This is a genomic window from Micromonospora sp. WMMD730, from assembly GCF_049178955.1.
In the GTDB taxonomy this organism is placed as follows: domain Bacteria; phylum Actinomycetota; class Actinomycetes; order Mycobacteriales; family Micromonosporaceae; genus Micromonospora; species Micromonospora wenchangensis.
In genome coordinates, this window is the sequence record NZ_JBMHML010000002.1 from 6445986 (window position 1) to 6469956 (window position 23971).

General features: G+C 74.3%; 17 protein-coding genes. 13 read left to right on the forward strand and 4 right to left on the reverse strand.

Annotation, left to right across the window (positions count from 1 at the left end; all coding sequences use genetic code 11):
- Positions 1-544: 544 nt before the first annotated feature.
- Positions 545-2128 carry an acyl-CoA mutase large subunit family protein gene (locus tag ACN265_RS27380; protein ID WP_204927446.1) on the reverse strand — a complete coding sequence of 528 codons (1584 nt, stop codon included), beginning with the start codon at positions 2126-2128 and terminating at the stop codon, positions 545-547.
- Between the two features lie 230 nt (positions 2129-2358).
- Between ACN265_RS27380 and ACN265_RS27385 the strand changes: the two genes are divergently transcribed.
- The 4 genes from ACN265_RS27385 to ACN265_RS27400 all read left to right on the forward strand — a co-directional run bounded on the left by ACN265_RS27385 (position 2359) and on the right by ACN265_RS27400 (position 7975).
- Positions 2359-4515, forward strand: a complete 2157-nt coding sequence (locus ACN265_RS27385; protein ID WP_421411646.1) for a protein kinase domain-containing protein — start codon at positions 2359-2361, stop codon at positions 4513-4515.
- Positions 4516-4606: 91 nt separating this feature from the next.
- Positions 4607-6283 (forward strand): phospho-sugar mutase, encoded by a 1677-nt coding sequence (locus ACN265_RS27390; protein WP_421410506.1) that lies wholly within the window; start codon positions 4607-4609, stop codon positions 6281-6283.
- Between the two features lie 635 nt (positions 6284-6918).
- Positions 6919-7779, forward strand: coding sequence for a helix-turn-helix domain-containing protein (locus tag ACN265_RS27395; protein WP_421410508.1), 861 nt, complete (start codon positions 6919-6921; stop codon positions 7777-7779).
- On the forward strand, positions 7772-7975 hold the full coding sequence (locus tag ACN265_RS27400; protein ID WP_357929077.1) for a DUF397 domain-containing protein: 204 nt from the start codon (positions 7772-7774) through the stop codon (positions 7973-7975). Before ACN265_RS27395 ends, ACN265_RS27400 begins: the two co-directional genes overlap by 8 nt.
- An 87-nt stretch (positions 7976-8062) precedes the next feature.
- Here ACN265_RS27400 and ACN265_RS27405 read toward each other — a convergent pair whose 3' ends face one another.
- A complete protein-coding gene (locus tag ACN265_RS27405) occupies positions 8063-8746 on the reverse strand; it encodes a GOLPH3/VPS74 family protein (protein WP_204927441.1) in 684 nt (227 codons plus the stop codon).
- Between the two features lie 193 nt (positions 8747-8939).
- Positions 8940-9572: a uracil phosphoribosyltransferase gene (gene upp, locus ACN265_RS27410; protein WP_088643926.1), complete on the reverse strand. Its 633-nt coding sequence runs from the start codon at positions 9570-9572 to the stop codon at positions 8940-8942.
- Between the two features lie 150 nt (positions 9573-9722).
- On the opposite strand from upp, the gene deoC reads away from it, so the two are divergent.
- Genes deoC through ACN265_RS27425 form a run of 3 tightly spaced genes read left to right on the forward strand, consistent with a single transcriptional unit; the run spans position 9723 to position 12929 of the window.
- Positions 9723-10682: a deoxyribose-phosphate aldolase gene (gene deoC, locus ACN265_RS27415; RefSeq protein ID WP_377682699.1), complete on the forward strand. Its 960-nt coding sequence runs from the start codon at positions 9723-9725 to the stop codon at positions 10680-10682.
- 5 nt (positions 10683-10687) lie between these two features.
- Positions 10688-12112 (forward strand): aldehyde dehydrogenase family protein, encoded by a 1425-nt coding sequence (locus tag ACN265_RS27420; protein WP_421411648.1) that lies wholly within the window; start codon positions 10688-10690, stop codon positions 12110-12112.
- Positions 12105-12929: an aldehyde dehydrogenase family protein gene (locus ACN265_RS27425; RefSeq protein ID WP_421410510.1), complete on the forward strand. Its 825-nt coding sequence runs from the start codon at positions 12105-12107 to the stop codon at positions 12927-12929. The genes ACN265_RS27420 and ACN265_RS27425 overlap by 8 nt, the downstream gene beginning before the upstream one ends.
- A 21-nt stretch (positions 12930-12950) precedes the next feature.
- Here the strand turns inward: ACN265_RS27425 and ACN265_RS27430 are convergent, their stop codons facing one another.
- Complete coding sequence (locus ACN265_RS27430) at positions 12951-16391, reverse strand: fibronectin type III domain-containing protein (RefSeq protein WP_421410512.1); 3441 nt, start codon at positions 16389-16391, stop codon at positions 12951-12953.
- A gap of 214 nt (positions 16392-16605) precedes the next feature.
- Here ACN265_RS27430 and ACN265_RS27435 point away from each other — a divergent pair, with 214 nt between their 5' ends.
- The 6 genes from ACN265_RS27435 (at position 16606) to cydC (ending at position 23880) form a co-directional block, all read left to right on the forward strand.
- Positions 16606-17088, forward strand: coding sequence for a BlaI/MecI/CopY family transcriptional regulator (locus ACN265_RS27435; RefSeq protein WP_204927437.1), 483 nt, complete (start codon positions 16606-16608; stop codon positions 17086-17088).
- A 10-nt stretch (positions 17089-17098) separates the two neighbouring features.
- Positions 17099-18004 carry a M56 family metallopeptidase gene (locus ACN265_RS27440; protein WP_421410513.1) on the forward strand — a complete coding sequence of 302 codons (906 nt, stop codon included), beginning with the start codon at positions 17099-17101 and terminating at the stop codon, positions 18002-18004.
- A 97-nt stretch (positions 18005-18101) separates the two neighbouring features.
- Positions 18102-19352 (forward strand): cytochrome ubiquinol oxidase subunit I, encoded by a 1251-nt coding sequence (locus ACN265_RS27445; RefSeq protein ID WP_421410514.1) that lies wholly within the window; start codon positions 18102-18104, stop codon positions 19350-19352.
- Between the two features lie 12 nt (positions 19353-19364).
- On the forward strand, positions 19365-20372 hold the full coding sequence (locus ACN265_RS27450; RefSeq protein ID WP_421410515.1) for a cytochrome d ubiquinol oxidase subunit II: 1008 nt from the start codon (positions 19365-19367) through the stop codon (positions 20370-20372).
- Positions 20369-22045: a thiol reductant ABC exporter subunit CydD gene (gene cydD, locus ACN265_RS27455; protein ID WP_421410516.1), complete on the forward strand. Its 1677-nt coding sequence runs from the start codon at positions 20369-20371 to the stop codon at positions 22043-22045. Before ACN265_RS27450 ends, cydD begins: the two co-directional genes overlap by 4 nt.
- Positions 22042-23880: a thiol reductant ABC exporter subunit CydC gene (gene cydC, locus ACN265_RS27460; RefSeq protein ID WP_421410518.1), complete on the forward strand. Its 1839-nt coding sequence runs from the start codon at positions 22042-22044 to the stop codon at positions 23878-23880. The genes cydD and cydC overlap by 4 nt, the downstream gene beginning before the upstream one ends.
- Positions 23881-23971 lie beyond the last annotated feature (91 nt).

The window sequence follows — 23971 nt, forward strand, 5'->3', positions numbered from 1 at the left end:
TGGTGGGAGGGCTCGAATATCTGCGGGACAGCAGGTAGATCGCGGTCGGACGCCGTCATCTGCCCCCCACCTCCTACAACGCGTAACCGATTGGGCGGTCGCGAAATCGGCGTCGATCCGGGGCCGTCGTATCCGAATTGTCGCATTGGTCGCCCCGGTTGGCCGCCGGTCCGACAATTAGCCGACGCCGCCGGGTGGTCAACCGGTTCCCGACGGTGACACGGCGTCTCCGGGCCCGCCCGGACATGCTGTCCGTCCCGTTCACCCGCACGGGTTTACCCACGAACCCCGCACCGCACGCCCCGGCCGCGCGGACCACCCACCAGCCGGACGAACCGACCGTCACACCACCGCCAGGTTGTCACCGACGGTAGCCCCGCCCCTCTCGCCTGGCGACCCCTAACGGCCCCGACCGGACGACGACGGCGACCCCTGCCGGCAGCGGGCTGCCGGCGGAGGTCGCCGTGTGGATCAACGTCGGGCGGCGGTGCGCCCGCCGGGTCGCGGGCGGCGCACCGGCCGGACCGCGGCGGTCCGGCCGGGATCAGAAGCGGTCGCTCGGGCGGTACGTCCCCCAGACCTGGCGCAGCGTGCCGCAGACCTCGCCCACCGTGGCGCGGGCCCGCAGCGCCTCCTTCATCGGGTAGAGCACGTTCTCGTCGCCCTCGGCGGCGGCCCGCAGCTCGGCCAGGGCCCGGTCGACCGCCGCGCCGTCCCGCTCGGCCCGCAGCCGGGCCAGCCGCTCCGCCTGGGTCGCCTCGATCGTCGGGTCCACCCGCAGCGGCTCGTACGGCTCCTCGGTGTCGATCTGGAAGCGGTTCAGCCCGACCACCACCCGCTCCCCCGCGTCGATCTGCTGGGCGAACCGGTAGGCCGACTGCTCGATCTCCCGCTTCTGGAACCCGGCCTCGATCGCGTCCACCGCCGAACCGTGGTCGAAGACCCGGTCCATCAGGTCGTTGACCGCCGCCTCGATCTCGGCGGTCATCGCCTCCACCACGTACGACCCGGCGAACGGGTCGACGGTGGCGGTCAGGTCCGTCTCGTACGCCAGCACCTGCTGGGTGCGCAGCGCCAACCGGGCGGCCTTCTCGGTGGGCAGCGCGATCGCCTCGTCGAAGCTGTTGGTGTGCAGCGACTGGGTGCCGCCGAGCACCGCGGCGAGCCCCTGGATCGCCACCCGGACCAGGTTCACCTCGGGCTGCTGGGCGGTGAGCTGCACCCCCGCCGTCTGGGTGTGGAACCGCAGCATCATCGACTTCGGGTCCTTCGCGCCGAAGTCGTCACGCAGCAGCCGGGCCCAGATCCGCCGGGCGGCCCGGAACTTCGCGATCTCCTCCAGCAGGGTGGTGCGGGCCACGAAGAAGAACGACAGCCGAGGGGCGAAGTCGTCCACCGCCAGCCCGGCGGCCAACGCGGCCCGGACGTACTCCACGCCGTTGGCGAGGGTGAACGCGATCTCCTGCGCGGGCGTCGCGCCGGCCTCCGCCATGTGGTAGCCGGAGATGGAGATGGTGTTCCACTTCGGCACCTCCTTGCGGCAGTACGCGAAGGTGTCGGCGACCAGCCGCAGCGACGGCTTCGGCGGGAAGATGTACGTCCCCCGGGCGATGTACTCCTTGAGGATGTCGTTCTGGATGGTGCCGTTGAGCGCCGAGCCGGACAGGCCGTTCTCCTCGGCGACGAGCTGGTAGAGCAGCAGCAGCACCGAGCCGGGCGCGTTGATGGTCATCGAGGTGGAGACCTTGTCCAGCGGGATGCCGTCGAAGAGCAGCCGCATGTCCTCGATGGAGTCGATCGCCACCCCGACCTTGCCCACCTCGCCGCTGGCGATGGCGTCGTCGGAGTCGTAGCCCATCTGGGTGGGCAGGTCGAAGGCGACCGACAGGCCCATCGTGCCGGCCTTCAGCAGCTGGTGGTAGCGCGCGTTGGACTCGGTGGCGGTGCCGAAGCCGGCGTACTGCCGCATCGTCCACGGCCGGGAGGTGTACATCGTGGGGTAGACCCCCCGGGCGTACGGGTAACGACCCGGCTCGCCCAGACGGGAGTCCAGCTCCGGGGGGAGGTCCGCAGCCGTGTACACACCCTTGATGGGGAACCCCGACTCGCTCGCCCGCGCTTCACTCATCCACGGATGGTAGGACGCGCGGCGGCATCGGTGGGGTGAGGGATGGCGCACATCTCGGTTCGGCATCGGTCGACGGGAGGTGAACGGCCAGGTACACACCGTTCGACCCGACGGTGGGTACGGTCGGATAGCACAAAGGTCCGCCGCGTCGGGTTTCGCATCGGGCGTCGGAACCAGCAAGATAGAGAGGTTGTGTCCCAGCCCCCTCGACTTTCCCGGTGGCTTTTCCTGTGACTCAGATCCCGACGTGGAGCGGCGGACCAGTGAGTCCCCCCAACGGACGTGCAGCACCCGGCACCACCATCGGCGGCCGGTACGAGTTGCGCTCCTCGGTGGGCAACGGCGGCATGGGCACGGTCTGGCGCGCGACAGACACCCTGCTGCGACGTGACGTGGCGGTCAAGGAGGTCGTCCTGCCGCCGGGGCTGGCCCCCAGCGACCGGGACGCGATGTACGAACGCACCCTGCGCGAGGCGCGCGCCGCCGCCGCGATCCAGCACCCGGCCGTGGTCCAGGTGTACGACGTGGTCACCGAGGGTGGCCGGCCGTGGATCGTGATGGAGCTGCTGGACGCCCGCAGCCTCGCCGACATGGTGATCGAGGACGGCCCGGTGGCCGGGCGCGCGGTCGCCAAGATCGGCATCGCGCTGCTCGGCGCGCTGGAGGTGGCGCACGCCAACGGGGTGCTGCACCGCGACGTCAAGCCGGCGAACGTGCTGATCTGCACCGACGGCCGCTGCGTGCTGACCGACTTCGGGGTGGCCCGGATGCCCACCGACGTCCAGCTCACCACCCCCGGGATGGTGCTCGGCTCGCCGCACTTCATCTCCCCCGAACGCGCCATGGGGCAGGATTTCGGCCCGCCCAGCGACCTGTTCTCGCTCGGCGTGACCCTCTACACGGCGGTCGAGGGGCGGCCCCCGTTCGACAAGGGCGACCCGATCGAGACGATGCACGCGGTGGTCGAGGACCCGCCGGCCACCCCGCAGCGCAGCGGCCCGCTGACCCGCGTGCTGATGGGCCTGCTGGAGAAGGACCCGGCCCGCCGGCTCGACGTGCACACCGCGCGGGCGATGCTGCGCGAACTCCTCGCCGGCCCGCTGACCAGCACGGCGACGGCGGTCAACTCGATCACCGACCCGTACTCGGTGGTGCCGGTGCAGCGCCCGTCGGGGCCGCCGGCCATCGCCGCTCCGCCGGCCGAGTCGAAGCCGAGCGGGCAGATCGGTGGCCGGGCGATGCTGGCCGCCGGTGAGTCGCTGACCGACCGGCTGGCGAAGCTGCGCCGGGGTGAACGCCCCGAGCCGGTGGCCACCTCCTCCGCCGGTGCCCTCGACGACACCAGCGCCGACGCGCTCGCCGGCCCGCTGCACACCCCGACCGGCGCGATGCCGCCGACCGGGCCCACCGCCGGTGCGTTGCCGACCGGCCCGACCGCCGGGACGTACGGCAGGACCGAGGCCACCCAGCGGATCACCCCGGACGCCACCCAGCGGATCACCCCGGGCACCCCGCCGGAGGCCACCCAGCGCATCGGTGGCGGCACCGCCGACGCCACCCAGCGGATCGGCACGGGCACCCCGGCCGGCCGGCCCGCCTACGGGGCGGCGGAGCCGACCCAGGCCATCTACGGCGGCGGCGGGAACGCCGAGCCGACCCAGGCGGTGTACGGCGGGCAGTGGTCCATCCCCGGCACCGGTCAGTCGTGGACGTCGCCGCCCCCGCCGCCGGGCGGGGACGGCGGTGGCGCGCTCGGCCGGGCGAAGGGTGCCGGCGGTCGCCTGGTCGGCACGGTGAAGGGCTGGCCGCGCAAGCTCCAGCTCGCGGCGGCCGGCGGCCTGGCCGTGGTGTTGCTGATCGGCGCGGTGGCGCTGTTCAGCGGCGGCGACCCGGAGTCGACCCCACCCCCGCAGGCCGGCCCGAGCGCACCCGCCGGTGGGGGGTTCGAGACGCAGGCGCACGACGCCAAGGGCATCCGGGTGAACGTGCCGAAGGGGTGGGCACGCAAGAGCGCCGGTGACTGGGTCGACTACATCGACCCGCAGGACGACACCCGCAAGGTCCGCATCCTGGTCGAGCGGGGCGGCAGTTCCTCGGTCCGCTGGGCCGAGGTGGCCGGCGACAACCTGCGTACCCGGTCCCGGTCCTGCGTGGAGCCCTACCAGCAGGTGGGGATCACCGAGAACACGCTGGCCGGTAAGCCGGCCGCCGAGCTGGAGTACACCTGCGGCAAGGGCGACACCAAGCGGCACGGCGTGTGGCGGGGTCTGGTGCACGAGGGCCGGATCTACTCGTTCTACCTCACCGCCAACGACGCCAGGTTCACCGAGAGCAAGCCGATCTTCGACGAGATGGTCAAGTCGTTCCAGCTCACCGGGTCCAGCTGAGCCGGTCGCGGGGCGGGCCGGTCCGGTCCGCCCGGCGAGGTGATCCGGGTCGACCGGGCCCGGCGAACCACCGCCGTGCTATCAAGGGGCAATGGCGGCGGAAACCACTGACCTCGACCGGATTCGCGACCAGGCTCGACGCTGGCTCGACGACGACCCCGACCCGGCCAGCCGGGACGAGCTGCGGGCCGTGCTCGACCGGCTGCCGGCCAGCGCGCCGGAGCTGGCCGACCGGTTCGCCGGCCCGCTGACCTTCGGCACGGCCGGGCTGCGCGGCCCGCTGCGCGCCGGGCCGAACGGCATGAACCTCGCGGTGGTCACCCGGGCGGCGGCCGGGCTGGTCGGCTGGCTCGCCGCCGAGGGCGGCGAGGGCCCGCTGGTCATCGGGTACGACGCCCGGCACGGTTCCCGGGAGTTCGCCGAGCGCACCGCCCGGGTCGCCACCGGTGCGGGCCGGCCGGCGCTGCTGCTCCCCCGGCCGCTGCCCACCCCCGTGCTGGCGTACGCGGTGCGCAAGCTCGGCGGGGTGGCCGGGGTGATGGTGACGGCCAGCCACAACCCGCCGCAGGACAACGGCTACAAGGTCTACCTGGGTGCCCAGCTCGGTGGAGCGCTCGGTGCGGGGGCACAGATCGTGCCGCCCGCCGACGCCGGTATCGAGGCGGCCATCCGGGCGGTCGGCCCGCTGGCGCAGGTGCCGTTGGGGCCGCCCGGCCAGGTGCTCGGCGACGACCTGGTCGCCGCGTACGTGGAGCGGGCTGTCGCGGTGATCACCCCGGGCGGGCCGCGTGACCTGCGGGTGGCGTACACCCCGTTGCACGGGGTGGGGGCGGCGGTGCTGACGGCGGCCTTCGCCCGGGCGGGTTTCCCGACCCCGGGGGTGGTGCCCGACCAGGCGGAACCGGATCCGGCCTTCCCCACCGTCAGTTTCCCCAACCCGGAGGAGCCCGGCGCGGTGGACCGGTTGGTGGCCCTCGCCCAGGCCACCGACGCCGACCTGGCGATCGCCAACGACCCGGACGCCGACCGCTGCGCGGTGGTGGTCCGCGAGCCGGCCGGCACCGGGACGGGGTGGCGGATGCTGCGCGGGGACGAGGTGGGGGTGCTGCTCGCCGACCACCTGATGCGCCGCGGCGTCGACGGCCTGTACGCGACCACGATCGTGTCGTCGTCCCTGCTCCGGGCGATGTGCACGGCCCGGGGCCGGGCGTACGACGAGACGTTGACCGGGTTCAAGTGGATCGTCCGGGCCGGAAGCGGGACGCCGCCGCTGGCGTACGGCTACGAGGAGGCGCTCGGCTACTGCGTCGCCCCCGAGCACGTACGCGACAAGGACGGCATCACCGCCGCGCTGACCGTCGCCGAGCTGGCCGCCGGGTTGAAGGCGCAGGGGCGCACGCTGACCGACCGGCTGGACGAGCTGGCCGCCGAGTTCGGCGTGCACCACACCGACCAGTTGTCGGTCCGGGTGGACGACCTGCGGATCATCGCCGACGCGATGGCCCGGGTGCGGGCGGCCACCCCGACCACGCTGCTCGGTGCGCCGGTCACCGGGGCGCAGGATCTGCTGCCCGACGCCGACGTGGTGATCCTGCGGACTGCCGCCGCCCGGGTGGTGATCCGTCCCTCGGGCACCGAGCCGAAGCTCAAGGCGTACCTGGAGGTGGTGGAGCCGGTCGCGGCCGGCGACGTGCCGGCGGCCCGGACCCGCGCGGCGGCGGCGCTCACCACGCTGCGCGCCGAGGTCGCCACCGCCCTCGGCATCTGACCCCGCCCCGCCTGCCGCGTCTTCCGCCGCGCGTCCGGCGCGTGATCAACTCGATGTGGCCGATATGGCGGTATCCGAACGGGGTGGATACCGCAATGTCGGCGATACTGCGGCGGCCTCCCCGCCGAATCGGCCGACCGGGATATTGCGCTTCCGGTCGGGATGCGGGGCAACCTGCCGCACGATCAACTCGATGTGGCCGAAATAGCGTTATCCGAGCCTGGGGATGCCGCTATTTCGGCCACATGGCGCGACTCTCCCCGAATTCCGCACACGACCCGGGAGGGTTGTCGAACGGGGCGTCCCGGCCCGGCCCGCTGGCCGGGAAACGGCAGCCCTCTGTGGTCGGGCGGGCGTGCAGGTCCTCCGCGCGATCCCGCCGTGGGGTCGGTGGGCAGCCTGCCGAGGGCGGCGGGGTGTCGCGCTCGTGACCGGCCAGCCGGGACCCGACACCAATGTCGCCCTGGGTCACCCCTTGCACACCAAACGCTCGCGCGATTAGCATCGGCGCATTGCCCTCGCCATTTTCCTGACGTCACCGGTATGCGTTCTCTCCGATGTTGCATCGGCGGCGACCCGTTGTTTCATTTCAGCCGGAAAGGTGTTGCACGGTGCGTGAAACAAACAGTTCGACCGTGCCGCGACGGCAGCTCGGCAGGCTGCTCACCCAATTGCGGGAGGACGCCCGGCTGAGCATCGAAGCAGCGGCCGGGGAGCTGGACTGCTCACGGCAGAAGCTATGGCGCATCGAGCGGGGTCTGACGTCGGCCAAGATGCCGGACGTCCGGGTGCTCTGCGAGCTTTATCGGGCCACCCCCGACCAGACGAGCGTGCTGCTGGGGCTGGCCGAGGTGAGCCGGGCCGAGGGGTGGTGGCACGCCCACGGGAGCGCCGTGCCGGCCTGGTTCTCGCTCTACGTCGGCCTGGAGAACGTCGCCAGCAGCATTCGCTACTACAACGCCGAGCTGGTGCCGGGGCTGTTGCAGACTCCCGGCTACGCCACCGCGCTCTTCCAGCACAACCGGCCCGAGCTGGGCGAGGAGGAACGAAGGAAGATCGTCAGCCTCCGCATTCAGCGGCAGGGGCTGCTGGCCCGGCGGCTCCCACCGGCCCCCGCGCTGACGGTGATCCTCAGCGAGGCGGTGCTGCGCCGCCCGGTGCCGGGCCGGTCGGTGATGGCCGACCAGCTCCGGCACCTGCTGGCCGTCGGCGAACGGCACAACATCACGATCCGGGTGCTGCCGCTGGCCGCCGGGCCGCCACTGGCGGCCGAGGCCGGCACCTTCGTGCTGCTCGACTTCCCGCCCTCGGCGCTCGGCAGCCCGAGCGAGCCGCCGACCGTCTACGTCGAGGGGCTCACCGGCGCGCTCTACCTCGACCAGCCGGCAGAGATCGCCGCCTACGAGCGGGTCTGGAAGGGGCTGGATTCCCTCGCCCTCGACGCGGGACAATCGACCGAGCTGATCGACGCGATCCGGGGAGAGTGCCATGAGTGACCTGACCGGCGCCCGCTGGCGCACCAGCACCCGCAGCGGCACCAACGGCGGCGAGTGCGTCGAGGTGGCCGACAACCTCCCCGGCATCATCGGCATCCGCGACAGCAAGGACCCGACCGGCCCGACCCTCACCGTCCCACCCGCCGCCTGGTCCGCCTTCGTCACCCACGTCAGGGCCCACCGGCTCACCCGCTGAAGACCGGCCCGCTCATCCACTGAAGACCGGCTCACCCGCCCAGAGCCGGTCCCCGCTCGTCCGCTGAGGCCGCCGTGCCCGCCCGGCTCAGCCCACGGCGCGCTTGCCGAGCGCCTGGTCGACGGCCTGCCCGAGGGCGGTGACCACCAGGGCCACCGACGGGCGGACCACCGACTCCTCCAGGCTGATCGTGCCGGAGAACCCGGCTCCGCCCGCGATCTCCTCCAGCCGACGCCGGGCGTCCTGCGCGGCGCTGCCGGTCAGGCCGAGCGCCGGTTCCATCCGCAGCACCGCCACCAGGGTGGCCAGCGCCGCCGTCCGCTCGTCGGGAAGCTGCTCGCCGGCCAACGCCTCGGCCAGCCGCCGCCGGCTGTCCTGCTCCACCGACGGGTCGGTGGTCGGGTAGCGGTGCACCACGATGAAGTCCAGCTCGGTCTCCTCGACGTCACGCACCACGCCCCGCTCGACGAGGTCGCCGAGGATGCGGTCACGCAGGCCGTGCCGCAGCCGCTGTACCCAGGAGGAGGGGCTGTGCGGGGTGTCGGCGGCCATCCGGCCCAGCACCCCGTCCAGGATCGGTTCGCCGACCGGCGTCGGGTCGGTCACCGCCAGGTTCCCATCGACGTACGCGATCCGGCCGGCAAGTGCCAGCTCGACCAGGACGGCGGCGGCCATCCCCAGGTCGAGGCTGATCCGGGGCATGGTCGCCTTGCCGGTCTCATCGTCATACGCGAGGAGCAACAACTCCTCCGCCAGCGCAACACCAGTCATGGCCCGAGACGGTAGCGCCTGAACGCACCCCGCGCTCACCGACTCGCTCGGGGTGGGAGGGCAACGCCCACGGCCGCTCCGACCGCTCCCCCGCGACCTGCCGGCCGCCCGCCTGCTCACGCCGGTCGCACCGACGGTGGGCAGGTGAGAAGCACCGGCGCTGGGCAGGTGAGAAGCACCGGCGGCGGGCCGGTCAGAAGCGGGGCATCCCGCCGAACTGGCGGTCCCCGGCGTCGCCGAGGCCCGGGACGATGAACATGTTGTCGTTCAGCCCCTCGTCGATCGACGCGGTGACCAGCCGCAGCGGCAGCCCCGACCGCTCCAGACGGGCGATGCCGACCGGCGCGGCGAGCACGCAGAGCACCGTGATGTCGGTGCAGCCCCGGTCGGCGAGCAGCCGGCAGCAGTGCTCCAGCGAACCACCGGTGGCCAGCATCGGGTCGAGCACCAGCACCGGCAGGCCGGCCAGCTCCCGGGGCAGCGACTCCATGTACGCGCGCGGCTCGTACGTCTCCTCGTCGCGGGCCAGGCCGACGAAGCCCATCGACGACTCCGGCAGCAGCCCGAGCGCCGCGTCGGCCATCCCGAGGCCGGCCCGCAGCACCGGCACCAGCAGCGGCGGGTTCGCCAACCGGGTCCCCTCGGCACCGGTGACCGGGGTCTGCACCGGGTACTTCTCGACGGGGAAGGTGCGCGCGGCCTCGTACACCAGCATGGTGGTGAGTTCGTGCAGCGCGGCCCGGAACGACGACGAGTCGGTCCGGGCGTCCCGCATGGCGGTCAGCCGGGACTGGGCGAGCGGGTGGTCAATGACGTGTACGTCCACGATCGCTCAACCTACCGGTCCCGGTCGGTCGGCAGTACGGGTGCGCGGCGGGCGGCGACGTCGCTCACCCCCGGCCCGGCGGGCCGGGCCGGTCACCCCGAGGGGTTGTGACCAGGATCACCCGACTCGCGGCTGCGTAGTATTCGGGGCATGACGGCGACAACGACGTCGGCCCGGTCGGACCTGTCCGAGCTGGGGCGATCCGAGACCGCTTTGCGGACCTTCCTGCACGGCCTGCCCGGGGTGGACCAGGTCGGCGCGGAGCAGCGGGCGGCACAGCTCGGCACCCGCTCGATCAAGACCACCGCGAAGGCGCAGGCGATCGACCTGGCCATCCGGATGGTCGACCTGACCACCCTGGAGGGGGCCGACACCCCCGGCAAGGTCCGCGCCCTGGCCGCCAAGGCACTGCGGCCGGACCCGGCCGACCCGACCTGCCCGCACGTCGGCGCGGTCTGCGTCTATCCGGCGATGGTGCCGCACGTGGCCGAGGTGCTGCGCGGCAGCGCCGTGCACCTGGCCAGCGTGGCGACCGCGTTCCCGTCCGGGCAGGCCCCGCTGGACGTCAAGCTCGCCGACACCCGGTCGGCCGTCGCCGCCGGGGCCGACGAGATCGACATGGTGATCAACCGGGGCGCGTTCCTGGCCGGCCGCTACGCCGAGGTCTACGACGAGATCGTCGCCACCAAGGAGGCGTGCGGGGACGCCCACCTCAAGGTGATCCTGGAGACCGGCGAGCTGGCCACCTACGACAACGTCCGGCGGGCCTCCTGGCTGGCGATGCTGGCCGGCGGCGACTTCATCAAGACCTCCACCGGCAAGGTCCCGGTCGCCGCGACCCTGCCGGTGACCCTGGTGATGCTGGAGGCGGTCCGCGACTTCCGGGCCGCCACCGGGCGGCAGGTCGGCGTCAAACCGGCCGGCGGGATCAAGAACACCAAGGACGCGATCAAGTACCTGGTGATGGTCAACGAGACCGTCGGCGCCGACTGGCTGAGCCCGGACTGGTTCCGGTTCGGCGCGTCCAGCCTGCTCAACGACCTGCTCATGCAGCGCACCAAGCTGACGACCGGCACCTACTCCGGTCCCGACTACTTCACCCTGGACTGAGCATGATGTTCGAATACGCCCCTGCGCCCGAGTCGCGCGCGATCGTCGACATCAGGTCGTCCTACGGGCTGTTCATCGACGGCGAGTTCGTCGACGGCGAGACCCTCGACAAGACGGTCAACCCGGCCACCGAGGAGGTGCTCGCCGAGGTCACCTGGGCCGGCACCCGGGACGTCGACCGCGCGGTCCGCGCCGCCCGCAAGGCGTACGAGAAGGTCTGGGGTCCGATGCCGGGCCGGGACCGGGCCAAGTACCTGTACCGGATCGCCCGGCTCGTCCAGGAACGCTCCCGCGAGCTGGCGGTGCTGGAGTCGCTGGACAACGGCAAGCCGATCCGGGAGTCCCGGGACGTCGACCTGCCGCTGGTAGCCGCGCACTTCTTCTACTACGCCGGCTGGGCCGACAAGCTGCCGTACGCCGGTTTCGGCGCGGAGCCGCGACCGCTCGGGGTGGCCGCGCAGGTCATCCCGTGGAACTTCCCGCTGCTCATGCTCGCCTGGAAGGTCGCCCCGGCGCTCGCCGCAGGCAACACGGTGGTGCTCAAGCCCGCCGAGACCACCCCGCTGACCGCGCTGCTGTTCGCCGAGATCTGCCAGCAGGCCGACCTGCCGGCCGGCGTGGTCAACATCGTCACCGGCGCGGGCGACACCGGCCGGGCGCTGGTGGAGCACCCGGGCGTGGACAAGGTCGCCTTCACCGGCTCCACCGAGGTGGGCAAGGCGATCGCCCGGTCGGTGGCCGGCACCGGCAAGAAGGTCACCCTGGAGCTGGGCGGCAAGGCCGCCAACATCGTCTACGACGACGCGCCGGTCGACCAGGCCGTCGAGGGGATCGTCAACGGCATCTTCTTCAACCAGGGCCACGTCTGCTGCGCCGGTTCCCGGCTGCTGGTCCAGGAGAACGTCGCCGAGCAGGTGCTCGACGCGCTCAAGCGGCGGATGGCGCTGCTGCGGGTCGGTGACCCGCTGGACAAGAACACCGACGTAGGGGCGATCAACTCGGCCGCCCAGCTCGCCCGCATCCGGGAGCTGTCCGACGCCGGGGCCGCCGAGGGCGCGCAGCGCTGGTCGCCGCCGTGCGAGCTGCCCGAGCGGGGGTTCTGGTTCGCGCCGACCATCTTCACCGGGGTCACCCAGGCGCACCGGGTCGCCCGCGAGGAGATCTTCGGCCCGGTGCTGTCCGTGTTGACCTTCCGTACCCCGGCCGAGGCCGTGGAGAAGGCCAACAACACGCCGTACGGGCTGTCGGCGGGGATCTGGACCGACAAGGGCTCGCGCATCCTGTGGACCGCCGACCGGCTGCGCGCCGGGGTGGTCTGGGCCAACACGTTCAACAAGTTCGACCCGACCTCGCCGTTCGGCGGCTACAAGGAGTCGGGCTACGGCCGCGAGGGTGGCCGGCACGGGCTGGAGGCGTACCTCAATGTCTGAGCGGGTCGCGGTACGCAAGACGTACAAGCTCTTCATCGGCGGGAAGTTCCCGCGCAGCGAGTCGGGACGGTCGTATCTCGTGCAGGACTCGAACGTGTCACTGGCCTCCCGCAAGGACGCGCGGGACGCCGTGGTCGCCGCCCGCGCCGCCGTGAAGGGCTGGGCCGGGGCGACCGCGTACAACCGGGGTCAGATCCTCTACCGGGTGGCCGAGATGCTGGAGGGCCGCCGCGAGCAGTTCGTCGCGCTCGGCGTGCCGGCCGACGAGGTGGACGCGGCGGTCGACCGCTGGGTCTGGTACGCCGGCTGGGCCGACAAGCTCCCCCAGGTGTACGGCGGCGCGAACCCGGTCGCCGGGCCCTACTTCAACCTGTCCGCACCCGAGCCGACCGGGGTGGTGGCGGTGGTGGCCCCCGAATCCCCGGCGCTGCTCGGCCTGGTCAGCGTGATCGCCCCGGCCATCGTCACCGGCAACACGGTGGTGGTGGCGGCCTCCCCGTCAGCTCCGCTTCCGGCGGTGACCCTGGCCGAGGTGCTGGCCACCTCGGACCTGCCCGGCGGGGTGGTCAACCTGCTCACCGGTCGGATCACCGAGACCGCGCCGACGCTTGCCGCGCACCTGGACGTCAACGCGATCGACCTGGCCGGGGTGACCGACTCCGAGCTGGCGACCGACCTGGAGGCCAGGGCGGCGGAGAACCTCAAGCGGGTGCTCCGGCCGGCCCCGGCCGACCACGACTGGACGGGCGACCCGGGCCTGGGCCGGATGACCGCGCTGCTGGAGACGAAGACCGTCTGGCACCCCAAGGGGGTGTGACGGCCCGGGTCACGGTGTCGGTCAGCGGCCCACCGCCAGCGCGACGACCGGGCGGTCGAACGTGATCGGGGCGGGGGCCGCACCGTTGGCCGCGTTGACCCGGTAGACGGTGCGGGAGCTGTTTCCCGACTGGCAGCCGAGGTAGAAGACGGACTCGCCGTCCCGGGCCCAGGACACCGGATAGCCGGTGCAGTAGTTGGCCGGCGTCAGGCTCCACAGCCGGGCGCCGGCCGGCGAGTAGCCGTACACCCGGCCGTTGACCGTGCCGAAGGCGATCGTCGCGCCGTCCGGCGACCAGGCGGCGGGGCTGAAGCCCTCGTCGCGGCCTCCGGTGTAGAGGGTCTTCTTCCCGCTGCCGTTGGGGGCGCTGGTGTAGAGCGTCGCCGGCTGGGTGGCGGTGGTCACCGCCCACCGGTCGCTGGTCGGGTTCCAGGACGGCGGCCCGTCCCACCGGTTGGCGCTGACCCGGGTCGGGGTGCCGCCACCGGCGGGGACGACGTAGACGCCGTCCGACGGGCAGGTGTAGTTACCGAAGCTGCTGCTGCGGGAGAAGCTGACGGTCGCGCCGTTCGGGGACCACACCGGGAACGTGTCGAACGTGTCGATGCCTGTGCACTTCGGGTCCTGCGCGGTGAGCTGACGGTCCTGCCCGGTCGCCACGTTGCGGACGAAGAGCGGCTTGCCCCGGCCGGAGAAGGTCCGCTGGTAGATCACCTCGGTGCCGGCCGGGTTGACCGCCAGGCCCATCACGCCGCCGGAGAAGGTCCCGCCGATCTGCCGCCGCGCGCCACCCCGGTCGTCGGTCTGCACCAGGCGCAGCGTGGTGTAGCAGTCGCTGCTCACGCACTCCACCGCGTAGAGGTGCTGCGGCCAGGGGGCGTGGGCGAGGGTCCGGCGGTAACGCAGGATCGACGGATTGCTCTGGTCGAAGCCGAGCGAGGGCAGGGCGATGCCCGCTCCGGCGTCCAGGCCACCGGTCAGCGTCCACCACGGTTCGGCCGCCGGATTCGCCGACAGGCCGACGGTGCCGTCCGCCGTCAGGTACGGGCCGGCCACCCCGTACAGGAAGAGTTCGAGCCGGGGGCCCACCCGCGCGGCCACCGACGCGCCGCCGGTCGGGGTGGGCGTCGTGTAGGTGAAGCTGCTGTTCGTACGGGCGATCGGTCGCAGGCCGTTGGCCCCGGACCAGGACAGCCCCAGCGTGCCCTCGGCGTGCTGGGTGGCACCGGCGGTGACCTGGGCGCTGACGGTGCCCTCGGCCGACAGGTAGAACTGCACCTGCGGGGTGACCACCACCGGCACCGGCCCGATGCTGAACGTGATCGGCGTGAACCGGATCGGCGTGGGCAGCAGCGGCACCGGCCCGAGGTGGCAGCCGCTCGCCGCCTTCGCGGTGGCGGTCAGCGCGGCGTCCTGGGAGAGGGTGCCGGTGAACGTCACCGACTGCACCGAGAACCAGCCCCACTCGACCGCCAGGTCGACCGACGGGCTGACGCTGACACTCCCCACCACCGCGACCGAGCCGCCCCCGGAGCAGCTCACCGTCCGGTTGATGCCCTGCCCCACCGGGCTGGTCGCCTCCCGACCGGCGAGCCTCCGCCGTAACCGGTCCGGGGTCAGGGCGGCCGGCCCCGCCCCGGCCGGGGTGCCGGCGGCCACGACGTCGTCGGCGGACAGCGGGGCCGACATCGCGAAGTGCCCGGCCCCGAACGCCTCCTGCAACGTCGCCGGTTCGGTGGCCAGCACCCGGTTGCCCTGGGCGTCGGTGCCCGTGTCGACGACCCTGACCAGCAGCCCGTCGGGGGTCGCCGCGCCGGGCCCGGCGGACAGCACCTCACCCGGTTGCGGCGTCGCCGCCGTCGGGGCCAGCACCACCTGGCGGTCACCGTCGGGTGCGCCGGTCACCGCGCGGACGTCACCGGCGCTCACCTGGCGGGTGCTGCTGGGCACCGCCGTGTCGCCGAGGAAGTAGCCGACCACGTCCACGACGACGTGGGTGGCACCGGCCGAGTTGTGCACCAGCGCGCCGCCGTCGACACCGAGCGGGGCGACGGAGAGGTTGGGCACCACCGCGCCCGGGGTGAAGTTGAGGTCCGAGGCGGTCGGTCGGGCGGTGACGGACGGATAGACGGTCAGGAACCCGGCGCTGGTCGGCTGGACCGCCGTCACGTTGGCGACCAACCCGGTGGGTGGCAACGCGGCGGTGGCCGCCGGAAGGCCGGCCCGGCCCGCCACGGCCACCGGGAGCGAGGCACCCCCGGTGACCGGCCCCTTCGCGGCCCCCAGGCCGCTGCGGGTGTCGACGATCCGGGTCGGTGGGACGCTGGCCAGGTAGGCCCCACCGACCGACGGGTCCGACCCGTCGCTGAACCAGCCGGTGACGTCGACGACGAGCGGGGTCGACCCGGCCCGGTTGTAGAAGCTCACCCTGCCGTCGGCCCCGACGGGCACGATGACCCGGTTGGCGAGGACCTGCCGCGCCACGAAGTTCAGCGTCGAGGCGGTCGGGCGGGGCTGCCCCGCCGGGTAGGCCGTCACGAAACCGGCGGTGTCGGCGCCGGCCACGGTGGTGTTGAGCACCACGGCCGACACCCCGGAGGCGGGCACCCCGCCGGCCCCGGTCACCTGGACGTCGAGCTGCCCGTCCGGGCCGGGGGTGGTTCCGCCGAGCCCGCTGCGGGTGTCGACCAGGCGGGCGGGGGCAAGGCCGTGGAACAGGCCGGCGGCGGGTGAGGCCGTACCGGCCGTGGAGAACCAGCCGGCGACGTCGGCCACGAGGTGGGTCGGGGCGGACGAGTAGAGCACGACGGTGCCGTCCGCGCCGACCGGCACCACGACCAGGTTGGCCACCGTCTGCCCCCGGGCGTAGTTCACGTTCGAGGCCGTCGGTCGGGCCGTACCGCCCGGGTACGCCGTGACGAAGCCGCCGCCGGCCGGGGCGGTGACCGTGACGTTCAACGCCACCGCCGCCACCGCCGTAGCGGGGACGCCACCCCGCCCGGCCACGGTCAGGGTCACCTGCCGGGTGGCACCGGCCGGCGCGCCCAGCCCGGCGCGGGTGTCCAGCAGCCGGGCCGGGGGCACCGCGACCAGGGAACCGCCCGGCGCGGTCACCGTGACGGCCCCACCGGCCCGGGTGGGGGTCGACTGCTCGGCCCCGGCCAGGGCGGTCACCTGGGCGACGTAGCCGGTGTTCGGGCGCACCCCGGCGAGCACGGCGCGGTGCGCGTCGGCCGGAAGGTCGAGGGAGAGCCCGGCGGGGACCGTGCTCACCCGGTAGCCGGTGATGCCGCTGCGGTCGGTGGGAGGTGTCCACTCGACCCGCAGGGCCAGCCCGTCGACCTCGGCCGCGACGGAGACGGGGGCGGCCGGCACCCCGGCGGCGGACGCCGGCACGGCCGGGAACGACCCGAGAGCCGTCGCGGCGAGGACGACGGTCAGCCGACGGACGTGAGCCTTCACGGTGCCTCCTTCACAGACTGGAGATCGTCTACCAGCCGGGGTCGGACCTCCGACAGTGGACGGTCCGGCAACGGACAGCGCCGGGCCGGATCAGGTCCGAACGGCCCCGGTCGGCCTCGATCGACCGGCGTCCGCACCGGCCCGAGGGGCCACCCGCCTCCGGGTCGTCAGGTGGTCCGACAACCGGTCGTACTACCGGGGGTAGGATTACCTGGTGACTCGGTTGGGCGATCTTGAGCGGGCGGTGATGGACGTGCTCTGGGACGGGGTCCCGGGCACGTCGGACGGGGTGACCGTGCGCGAGGTCGCCGAGGCGCTGGACGGGCGCGAGTTGGCGTACACGACGGTGATGACCGTGCTGGACCGGCTCGCCGGCAAGGGCATGGTGCAGCGCGAACGCGAGGGGCGGGCCTGGCGCTACCGGGCCGCCGCCAGCCGCGAGGCGCACATCGCCCAGCTCATGCTCGACGCCCTCGACCTCGGTGGCAGCCGGGACGCCGCACTGGTGCGTTTCGCCCGCTCGGTGACCGGCACCGAGGCCGAGGTGCTGCGGGCGGCGCTCGGCGCGGAGGCGGGGCTGACCGACCCGGCACCGGCCGGGCCCGACGCCGGGTCGACCGGGGCCGGGCTGACCGACCGGGTCGGGGATCCGCGCGCCGGCCGGGCCAGGGCCGTCGACGAGGCCACGGACCGGTAGGGCGGCCGCCGTGGCGTACGCCGTGCACTTCGCCGGGGCGGTCCTGGCCTGCTGGCTGACCGCCCAGGTGCTGGCCCGCGCCACCTGGACGTGGCGGGCCCCCCGGGTGGCGATCGTCTGCTGGCAGGCGGTCGGGTTGGCGCTCGGCCTGTCCGCGATGGGCCTGCCGATGGCGCTGGGACTGACCGCGTACGACCGGCCGACCGGCGGGGCGCTGCTGGCCCTCGCCGACGACCTGGCCCACGGCACCCTGCCGGCCGGGGTGACCGCCGTCCACCTGGGCCTGGTGGGGGTGGGTTTCGGCATCGGCGCGGTGCTGCTCGGCACGACCGTCCGCAGCGTGCACTCCACGGTGCGGGCGCAGCGTCGGCACCGGGACCTGCTCACCCTGGTCGCCCGCCGGGACCCGGCGATCCCCGGCGCGCTGGTGCTCGACCATCCCGGTGCCGCCGCGTACTGCCTGCCCGGGGTGCGGCCCCGGGTGGTGGTCAGCGCCGGCACCCTCAGCCTGCTGGACCGGGCCGAGTTGGCGGCGGTGCTCGCCCACGAGCGGGCGCACGCCCAGGAGCGGCACGACCTGGTGCTGTTGCCGTTCACCGCGCTGCGCCGCGCGCTGCCGTGGTTCCGCTGGGTGGGCGCCGCCCACGAGCGGGTCGCCCTGCTGGTCGAGATGCGGGCCGACGACAAGGCCCGTGCGCTGCACGCCGAGGCGCCGCTGGCGGGGGCGCTGCGCCGGTTCGCCGCCGCCGGGCACCGGATCACCCCGGCCGGCACGCTCGGTCTCGGTGACCGGGACATCGACGTACGGGTGCAGCGGCTGCTGGTCGCGGACCGGCCGCCCCGGCTGCTCGGGGCCACCGCGCTGGTGGTGACGACCACCCTGGCCGCTTTGCCGATCTCGCTGTTCCTGAGCTGACGCCCCGGGTACCGGGCGGCGCTTCCGCACGCGCCTATAGGTAGCCAAGCTACGTGTAGCATTGCTACGACAAGCGGGACTACCAGTGGAGAGGTTCATGGACACCCTGCTCCTCGCGCGCCTCCAGTTCGCCACCACCACCTCCCTCCACTTCCTCTTCGTGGCGGTCACCATCGGCCTGGTCACCCTGCTGGTCGGCCTCCAGACGACCTGGGCACTCACCGGGGACCCGAAGTGGGAGCGGATGACCCGCTTCTGGGGCCAGCTCTACGTGATCAACTACGTGCTCGGCATCGCCAGCGGCCTCGTGCTGGAGTTCCAGTTCGGGCTGAACTGGAGCGGGCTGTCGCGCTACGTCGGCAACGTCTTCGGGGCCCCGCTGGCGATCGAGACGCTCGTGGCGTTCTTCCTGGAGTCGACGTTCCTCGGCATGTGGATCTTCGGCTGGCACCGGCTGCGGCGCGGCGTACACCTGGCGCTGCTCTGGGGGGTCGCGCTCACCGCGTACGCCTCGGCCTTCTGGATCATGGTGGCGAACGCCTGGCTCCAGCACCCGGTCGGTTACCGGGTCCGGGACGGGGTCGCCCACCTGACCGACTTCGGAGCGCTGCTCACCAACCCCACCCTCGGCATGGCGCTGGGCCACGTGATCGCCGCCAGCCTGCTCACCGGCGGCATGCTGATGGCCTCCGTCAGCGCCTGGCACCTCATCCGACGGACCGCCGACTTCGCCCTGCACCGCACCTCACTGCGGATCGGGCTGGTCACCGCCGCCCTGTCGGTCAGCCTGGTGCAGGGGTTCGGCTTCGCCCAGTTCGGCCCGGTCGGCGAGCTGCAACCCACCAAGTTCGACGCCGGCCCGACCGCCGACGCCCGGATCGCCGAGTGGACCACCCGGTTCGGCCCCGGCGACTACACCCCGCCGGTGCTGTCCAACGTCGGGCTCGGCTTCATGATCCTCATCGGGTTCACCCTGGGCTGCGTCTGGCTGCTGCTGCCGCTGCTCTGGCGGGACTGGATGATCCGGCTGCGATTCCCGCTCTGGCTCGTCCTGCTCGCCCTGCCGCTGCCGTTCGTCGCGGTGATCCTCGGCTGGCTCGCCCGGGAGGTCGGCCGGCAGCCCTGGGCCGCGTACGGGCTGCTCCCCAGCGACGAGGCCGTCTCCCGCGTCGACCCGGGCCTGATGTTCGCCTCACTGATCGGCTTCAGCCTGCTGCTCGGCGCGCTCGCCGTCACCAACTGGACGCTGCTCGCCCGGCACGCCGCCCGGGGCGCGGTCGACCCGGCGCTCGGCCGCCCGCCCGGCACGCCCGACGACGCGCGTCACCCCACCCCCGCCTTCGCCTGACAGGACCCCCCGATGCCCCTGCTCTGGTACGCCCTGCTCGGCCTCTTCTTCGCCGGCTACCTCGTCCTCGCCGGCTACGACTACGGGGTGGGGTTGCTGCTCGCCCGGCGCGACACCCCGACCGCCCACCGCGCCCGGCTCACCGCGCTCGGCCCGTTCCTCCTCGGCAACGAGGTGTGGCTGGTGGCCACCGTCGGCATCCTCTTCGGCGCGTTCCCCACCCTGGAGGGCGAACTCCTCTCCGGCCACTACCCCGCCGTGGCCGGGGCGCTGGCCGGGGTGATCCTGGTCACCGTCGGGGTGCAGCTCCGCAGCCGGCCCGCCGGCCCGACCGCCCGCCGGGCCTGGGACCGGGTGATCGTGGCCGGCAGCGCGCTGGCCGCCTTCGGCTGGGGCGCCCTGCTCGCCGGGCTGCTCCAGGGCCTGCCGATCGACGCCACCGGCCACGTCGCCGGGCAGACCCACCTGGCCACCCCGTTCGTCGCCGCCACCGGGCTCGCCCTGCTCGCCCTGGCCGCCGCACACGGTGCGACGTTCCTCACCCTGCGCCTGCCGGCCGCCGACGCCCCGGCGACCGCCCGGCTGGCCCGTCGGCTGCTCGTCGGGGCGCTCGTCGCGGTCACCACGGCCACCACGCTGGGCCTGCTCTCCGACCGGGTACGCGCGGCGACCCGCCAGCCGCTGCCCGCCGTACTGCTGGTGGTGGTGCTGGTCGGGGCGCTGCTGGCGGCCCGCGCGGCGCTGCGCCGGGGTCGGCCCGGGGTGGCCCTGGCCGCCACCGGCGCGACCCTCGCGCTACCGGTGGCCCTCGTCGGTGCCGCCCGCTGGCCGGCGGTGCTGGTCTCCACGGTCGACCCGGCAGCCACCCTGACCGTCACCGACGCGGCGGCCAGCGGGCCGACGTCGCAGCTGCTGGGCTGGCTGCTGCTGCCCCTCCTGCCGGCCCTACTAGGCTTCCAGGCGATGTGCTGGTGGGTGTTCCGGGGACGGACCGACGGCAGGGCACCGGTGTACTGGTGAACCGCCGTCCCTTCGACCCGCGTCTGCTGCGCCGGGTCCCCGCGGCCCGGCGCGACCTCGCCGTGCTCGCGGCCCTCGGCGGGCTCACCGCGCTGCTGGTCGTCGGGCAGGCCACCGCCCTGGCCACGGTGCTCGCCGCCGGCATCGACGGCCGGCTGGACACCGGCGCGCTGGCCGGCTTCGTCGCCGCCGTCGGCGGCCGGGCCCTGGTCACCTGGGGGCAGGGCACCGTCGCCGCACGGGCCGCCGCCACCGTGAAGGCGACGCTCCGCGCCGACCTGCTCGCCGCCGTCGGCCGGCACGGGCCCGGCTGGGTCGCCGGCCAGCGGGCCGGACAGCTCGCCACCCTCACCGGGCGCGGCCTCGACGCCCTGGACGCCTACTTCACCGGCTACCTCCCCCAACTCGTGCTCAGCGTCACCGTGCCCGCCGCCGTGCTCGCCCGGCTGGTCTTCGCCGACTGGAGTTCGGCGCTGATCATCGTGCTGACCCTCCCGCTGATCCCGGTCTTCGGCGCGCTGCTCGGCTGGCAGGCGCAGGCCGCCACCGAACGGCAGTGGCGGCGGCTGTCGATGCTCGGCGGGCACTTCCTCGACATGGTCGCCGGGCTGCCCACCCTGCGCGCGTTCGGCCGGGCCCGGGCGCAGACCAGGGTGGTCCGCCGGATGGCCGACGGGCACCGCGTGGCCACCATGGGGACGCTGCGGATCGCCTTCCTCTCCGCGCTGGTGCTGGAGCTGGTCGCCACCCTGTCGGTGGCGCTGGTCGCGGTGCCGGTCGGCATCCGGCTGCTCGACGGCGGGATCACCCTGGCCACCGCGCTGCTGGTGCTGCTGCTCACCCCGGAGGCGTACCTGCCGTTGCGGGCCGCCGGCAGCCGGTTCCACGCCAGCATGGAGGGGCTGACGGCGCTGGACGAGGCACTGACCGTCTCCGCCGTACCGGCCGGGGATGCCCCGGTGGCCACCGGACGCGTCCGGACGCCGTCCGGCGACGGCGAGATCGTCTTCTCCGGCGTCACCGTCGCCTACGAGCGCACCACCGCCCTGCGGGACGTCACGCTCACCATCCGGCCCGGCGAACGGATCGCCGTCGTCGGGCCGAGCGGCGCCGGCAAGAGCACCCTGCTCGGCCTGCTGCTCGGCTTCGTCACCCCGACCGCCGGCCGGATCACCGTGGCCGGGGTCGACCTGGCCGACGTCGACTGCGACGACTGGCGTCGGCAGATCGCCTGGGTGCCGCAGCGGGCCCACCTGTTCGCCGCCACGCTTGCCGACAACATCCGGCTCGGCGCACCCGACACCCCCGACGCCGACCTGGCCCGCGCGGTCACCGACGCCGCGCTGGACGAGGTGGTGACGGCCCTGCCCGACGGGCTGGGCACGCTGCTCGGCGAGCGCGGCCACGGGCTGTCCAGCGGCCAGCGGCAGCGGGTCGCCCTGGCCCGTGCCTTCCTCCGGGACGCCCCGCTGGTGCTGCTCGACGAGCCGACCGCCCGGCTGGACACGGCGAGCGAGACGATCGTCCTGGACGCCACCCGGCGGCTGGTCGCCGGGCGTACCGCCCTGCTGGTGGCGCACCGGCCGGCCCTGCTGGCCGACGCCGACCGGGTGCTGCACGTCGACGCCGGCCGGGTCACCGAGCTGACCCCGACCGCGGAGGCCGGCCGATGAGCACCGCCCCTCCCCCCGGCGCGGGAGGCCCGCCGCCGAGCACCGGACCCGAGCGGGTGGTGCTGCGGCTGGCCCGGCCGTACCTGGGCCGGCTGGTCGGGGCCGGGCTGCTCGCGTCGGCCACCGAACTCGCCGGGCTGGCCCTGATGGCCACCGCCACCTGGCTGCTGATGAGCGCCGCCGGCCAGCCACCGCTGGACCGGCTCACCGTCGCCATCGTCGCCGTCCGGGCGCTGGCCGTCAGCCGGGGGGTGCTGCGCTACACCGAACGGCTCGCCGGTCACGACGCCGTGCTCCGCATGATCACCGACGTCCGGGCCCGGGTCTTCGCCAGCCTCGCCGCCCGTCGGGGGCCGGCCGGCCAGCGCAGCGGGGACGCCCTGAGCCGGCTGGTCTCCGACGTCGAGGCCGTCCAGGACCTGCTGCTGCGGGTGCTCGTGCCCGGGGCGGCGGCCGCCCTGGTCGGGGTGCTGGCCGTCGGCGGGACCGCGCTGGTCTCGCTGCCCGCCGCCGGGGTGCTCGCGGTCGGGTTGCTGGTCGCCGGGGTGGCGCTGCCGGTGCTGGCCACCGCGCTGACCCGCCGGGCCGCCGACGAGGTCGCGCCGCTGCGCGGCGCACTCGCCACCGACGCCGTCGACCTCACCCACGGTGCCGCCGACCTGGCCGCCTTCGGGGCCACCGGGCAGGCGCTGCGGGCCGCGACCCGGCGCGCCGACCGGTTGGCCCGGCTGGAGCGTCGGCTCGCCGCGACCGGGTTCGCGGTGGACGCGGCCGGGGTGCTGGTGGCGGGGCTGACCGCCGCCGGGGTGGTGCTCGCCGCGCTCCGCGCCGACGTGTCCGGGGTGCTGGTGGGGGTGCTCGCCGTCGGCACCCTCGCCGCGGTGGAGATCGCGTTGGCGCTGGTCGGCGCGGCGCGTCAGCACACCCAGCTCCGCGCCGGCCTGGCCCGGGTGGCCGCCCTGCTCGACGACGCCCCCGACGATGATCCCGCGGTCGGGCCCGGTCGGCAGCGGCCGACCCCGGAACCCGGCACCGACGCGGCGGACAGCGTCCCGGTGGACGCGACCACGACCGGGCCCGACGTGCGGTTCGAGGGGGTCGTCGTCCGGTACCGGGAGGGGGCCGCCCCGGCGCTGGCCGGGTTCGACCTCGACCTGCCCGCCGGACGCCGGATCGCGGTGGTCGGGCCGAGCGGGGCGGGCAAGAGCACCCTGGCCGCCGTGCTGACCGGGGCGGTACGACCCGACGCCGGCCGGGTCACCCTCGCCGGCCGGGACGTCTCGGCGTACCCGCCCGAGGAGTTGCCCCGGGCGGTCGGTGGCCTGCTCGCCGAGGCGTACGTCTTCCACGCCTCGGTCCGGGAGAACCTGCTGCTCGGCCGACCGGACGCGGGCGAGGCGGAGCTGGTCGACGCGACCCGCGCCGCCGGCCTGCTGGACTGGGTACGCGAACAGCCGGACGGTTGGGACACCGTCGTCGGTGAGGAGGGCGGTCAGCTCTCCGGTGGGCAGCGGCAGCGGCTCGCGCTGGCCCGGGCACTGCTCGCCGCGCCCGGCGTCCTGGTGCTGGACGAGCCGACCGAGGGGCTCGACCCGGTCGCCGCCGACGCGGTGCTCGCCGGGACGCTGGCGGCCACCCCCGCCGGACGCTCGGTGCTGGTGATCACTCACCGGCTCAGCGGCCTGGCCGGGCTGGACGAGATCGTGGTGCTCGACGCCGGGCGGGTCGTCCAGCGGGGACGGCACACCGAGCTGGTCGCCGCCCCCGGCTGGTACCGGGACCAGTGGCTGCTCCAGGCGGCCGCCGAACGCGGCTACCTGGCCCTGACGCCCTGACCCGGCGCGGCGTCCCGGGCCCCGGCCCCGGGGCGCGGGTCCGGGGATCTCCCCGACGCGCGGGCGCACCGGCACGTGACAGGGTGGTGCC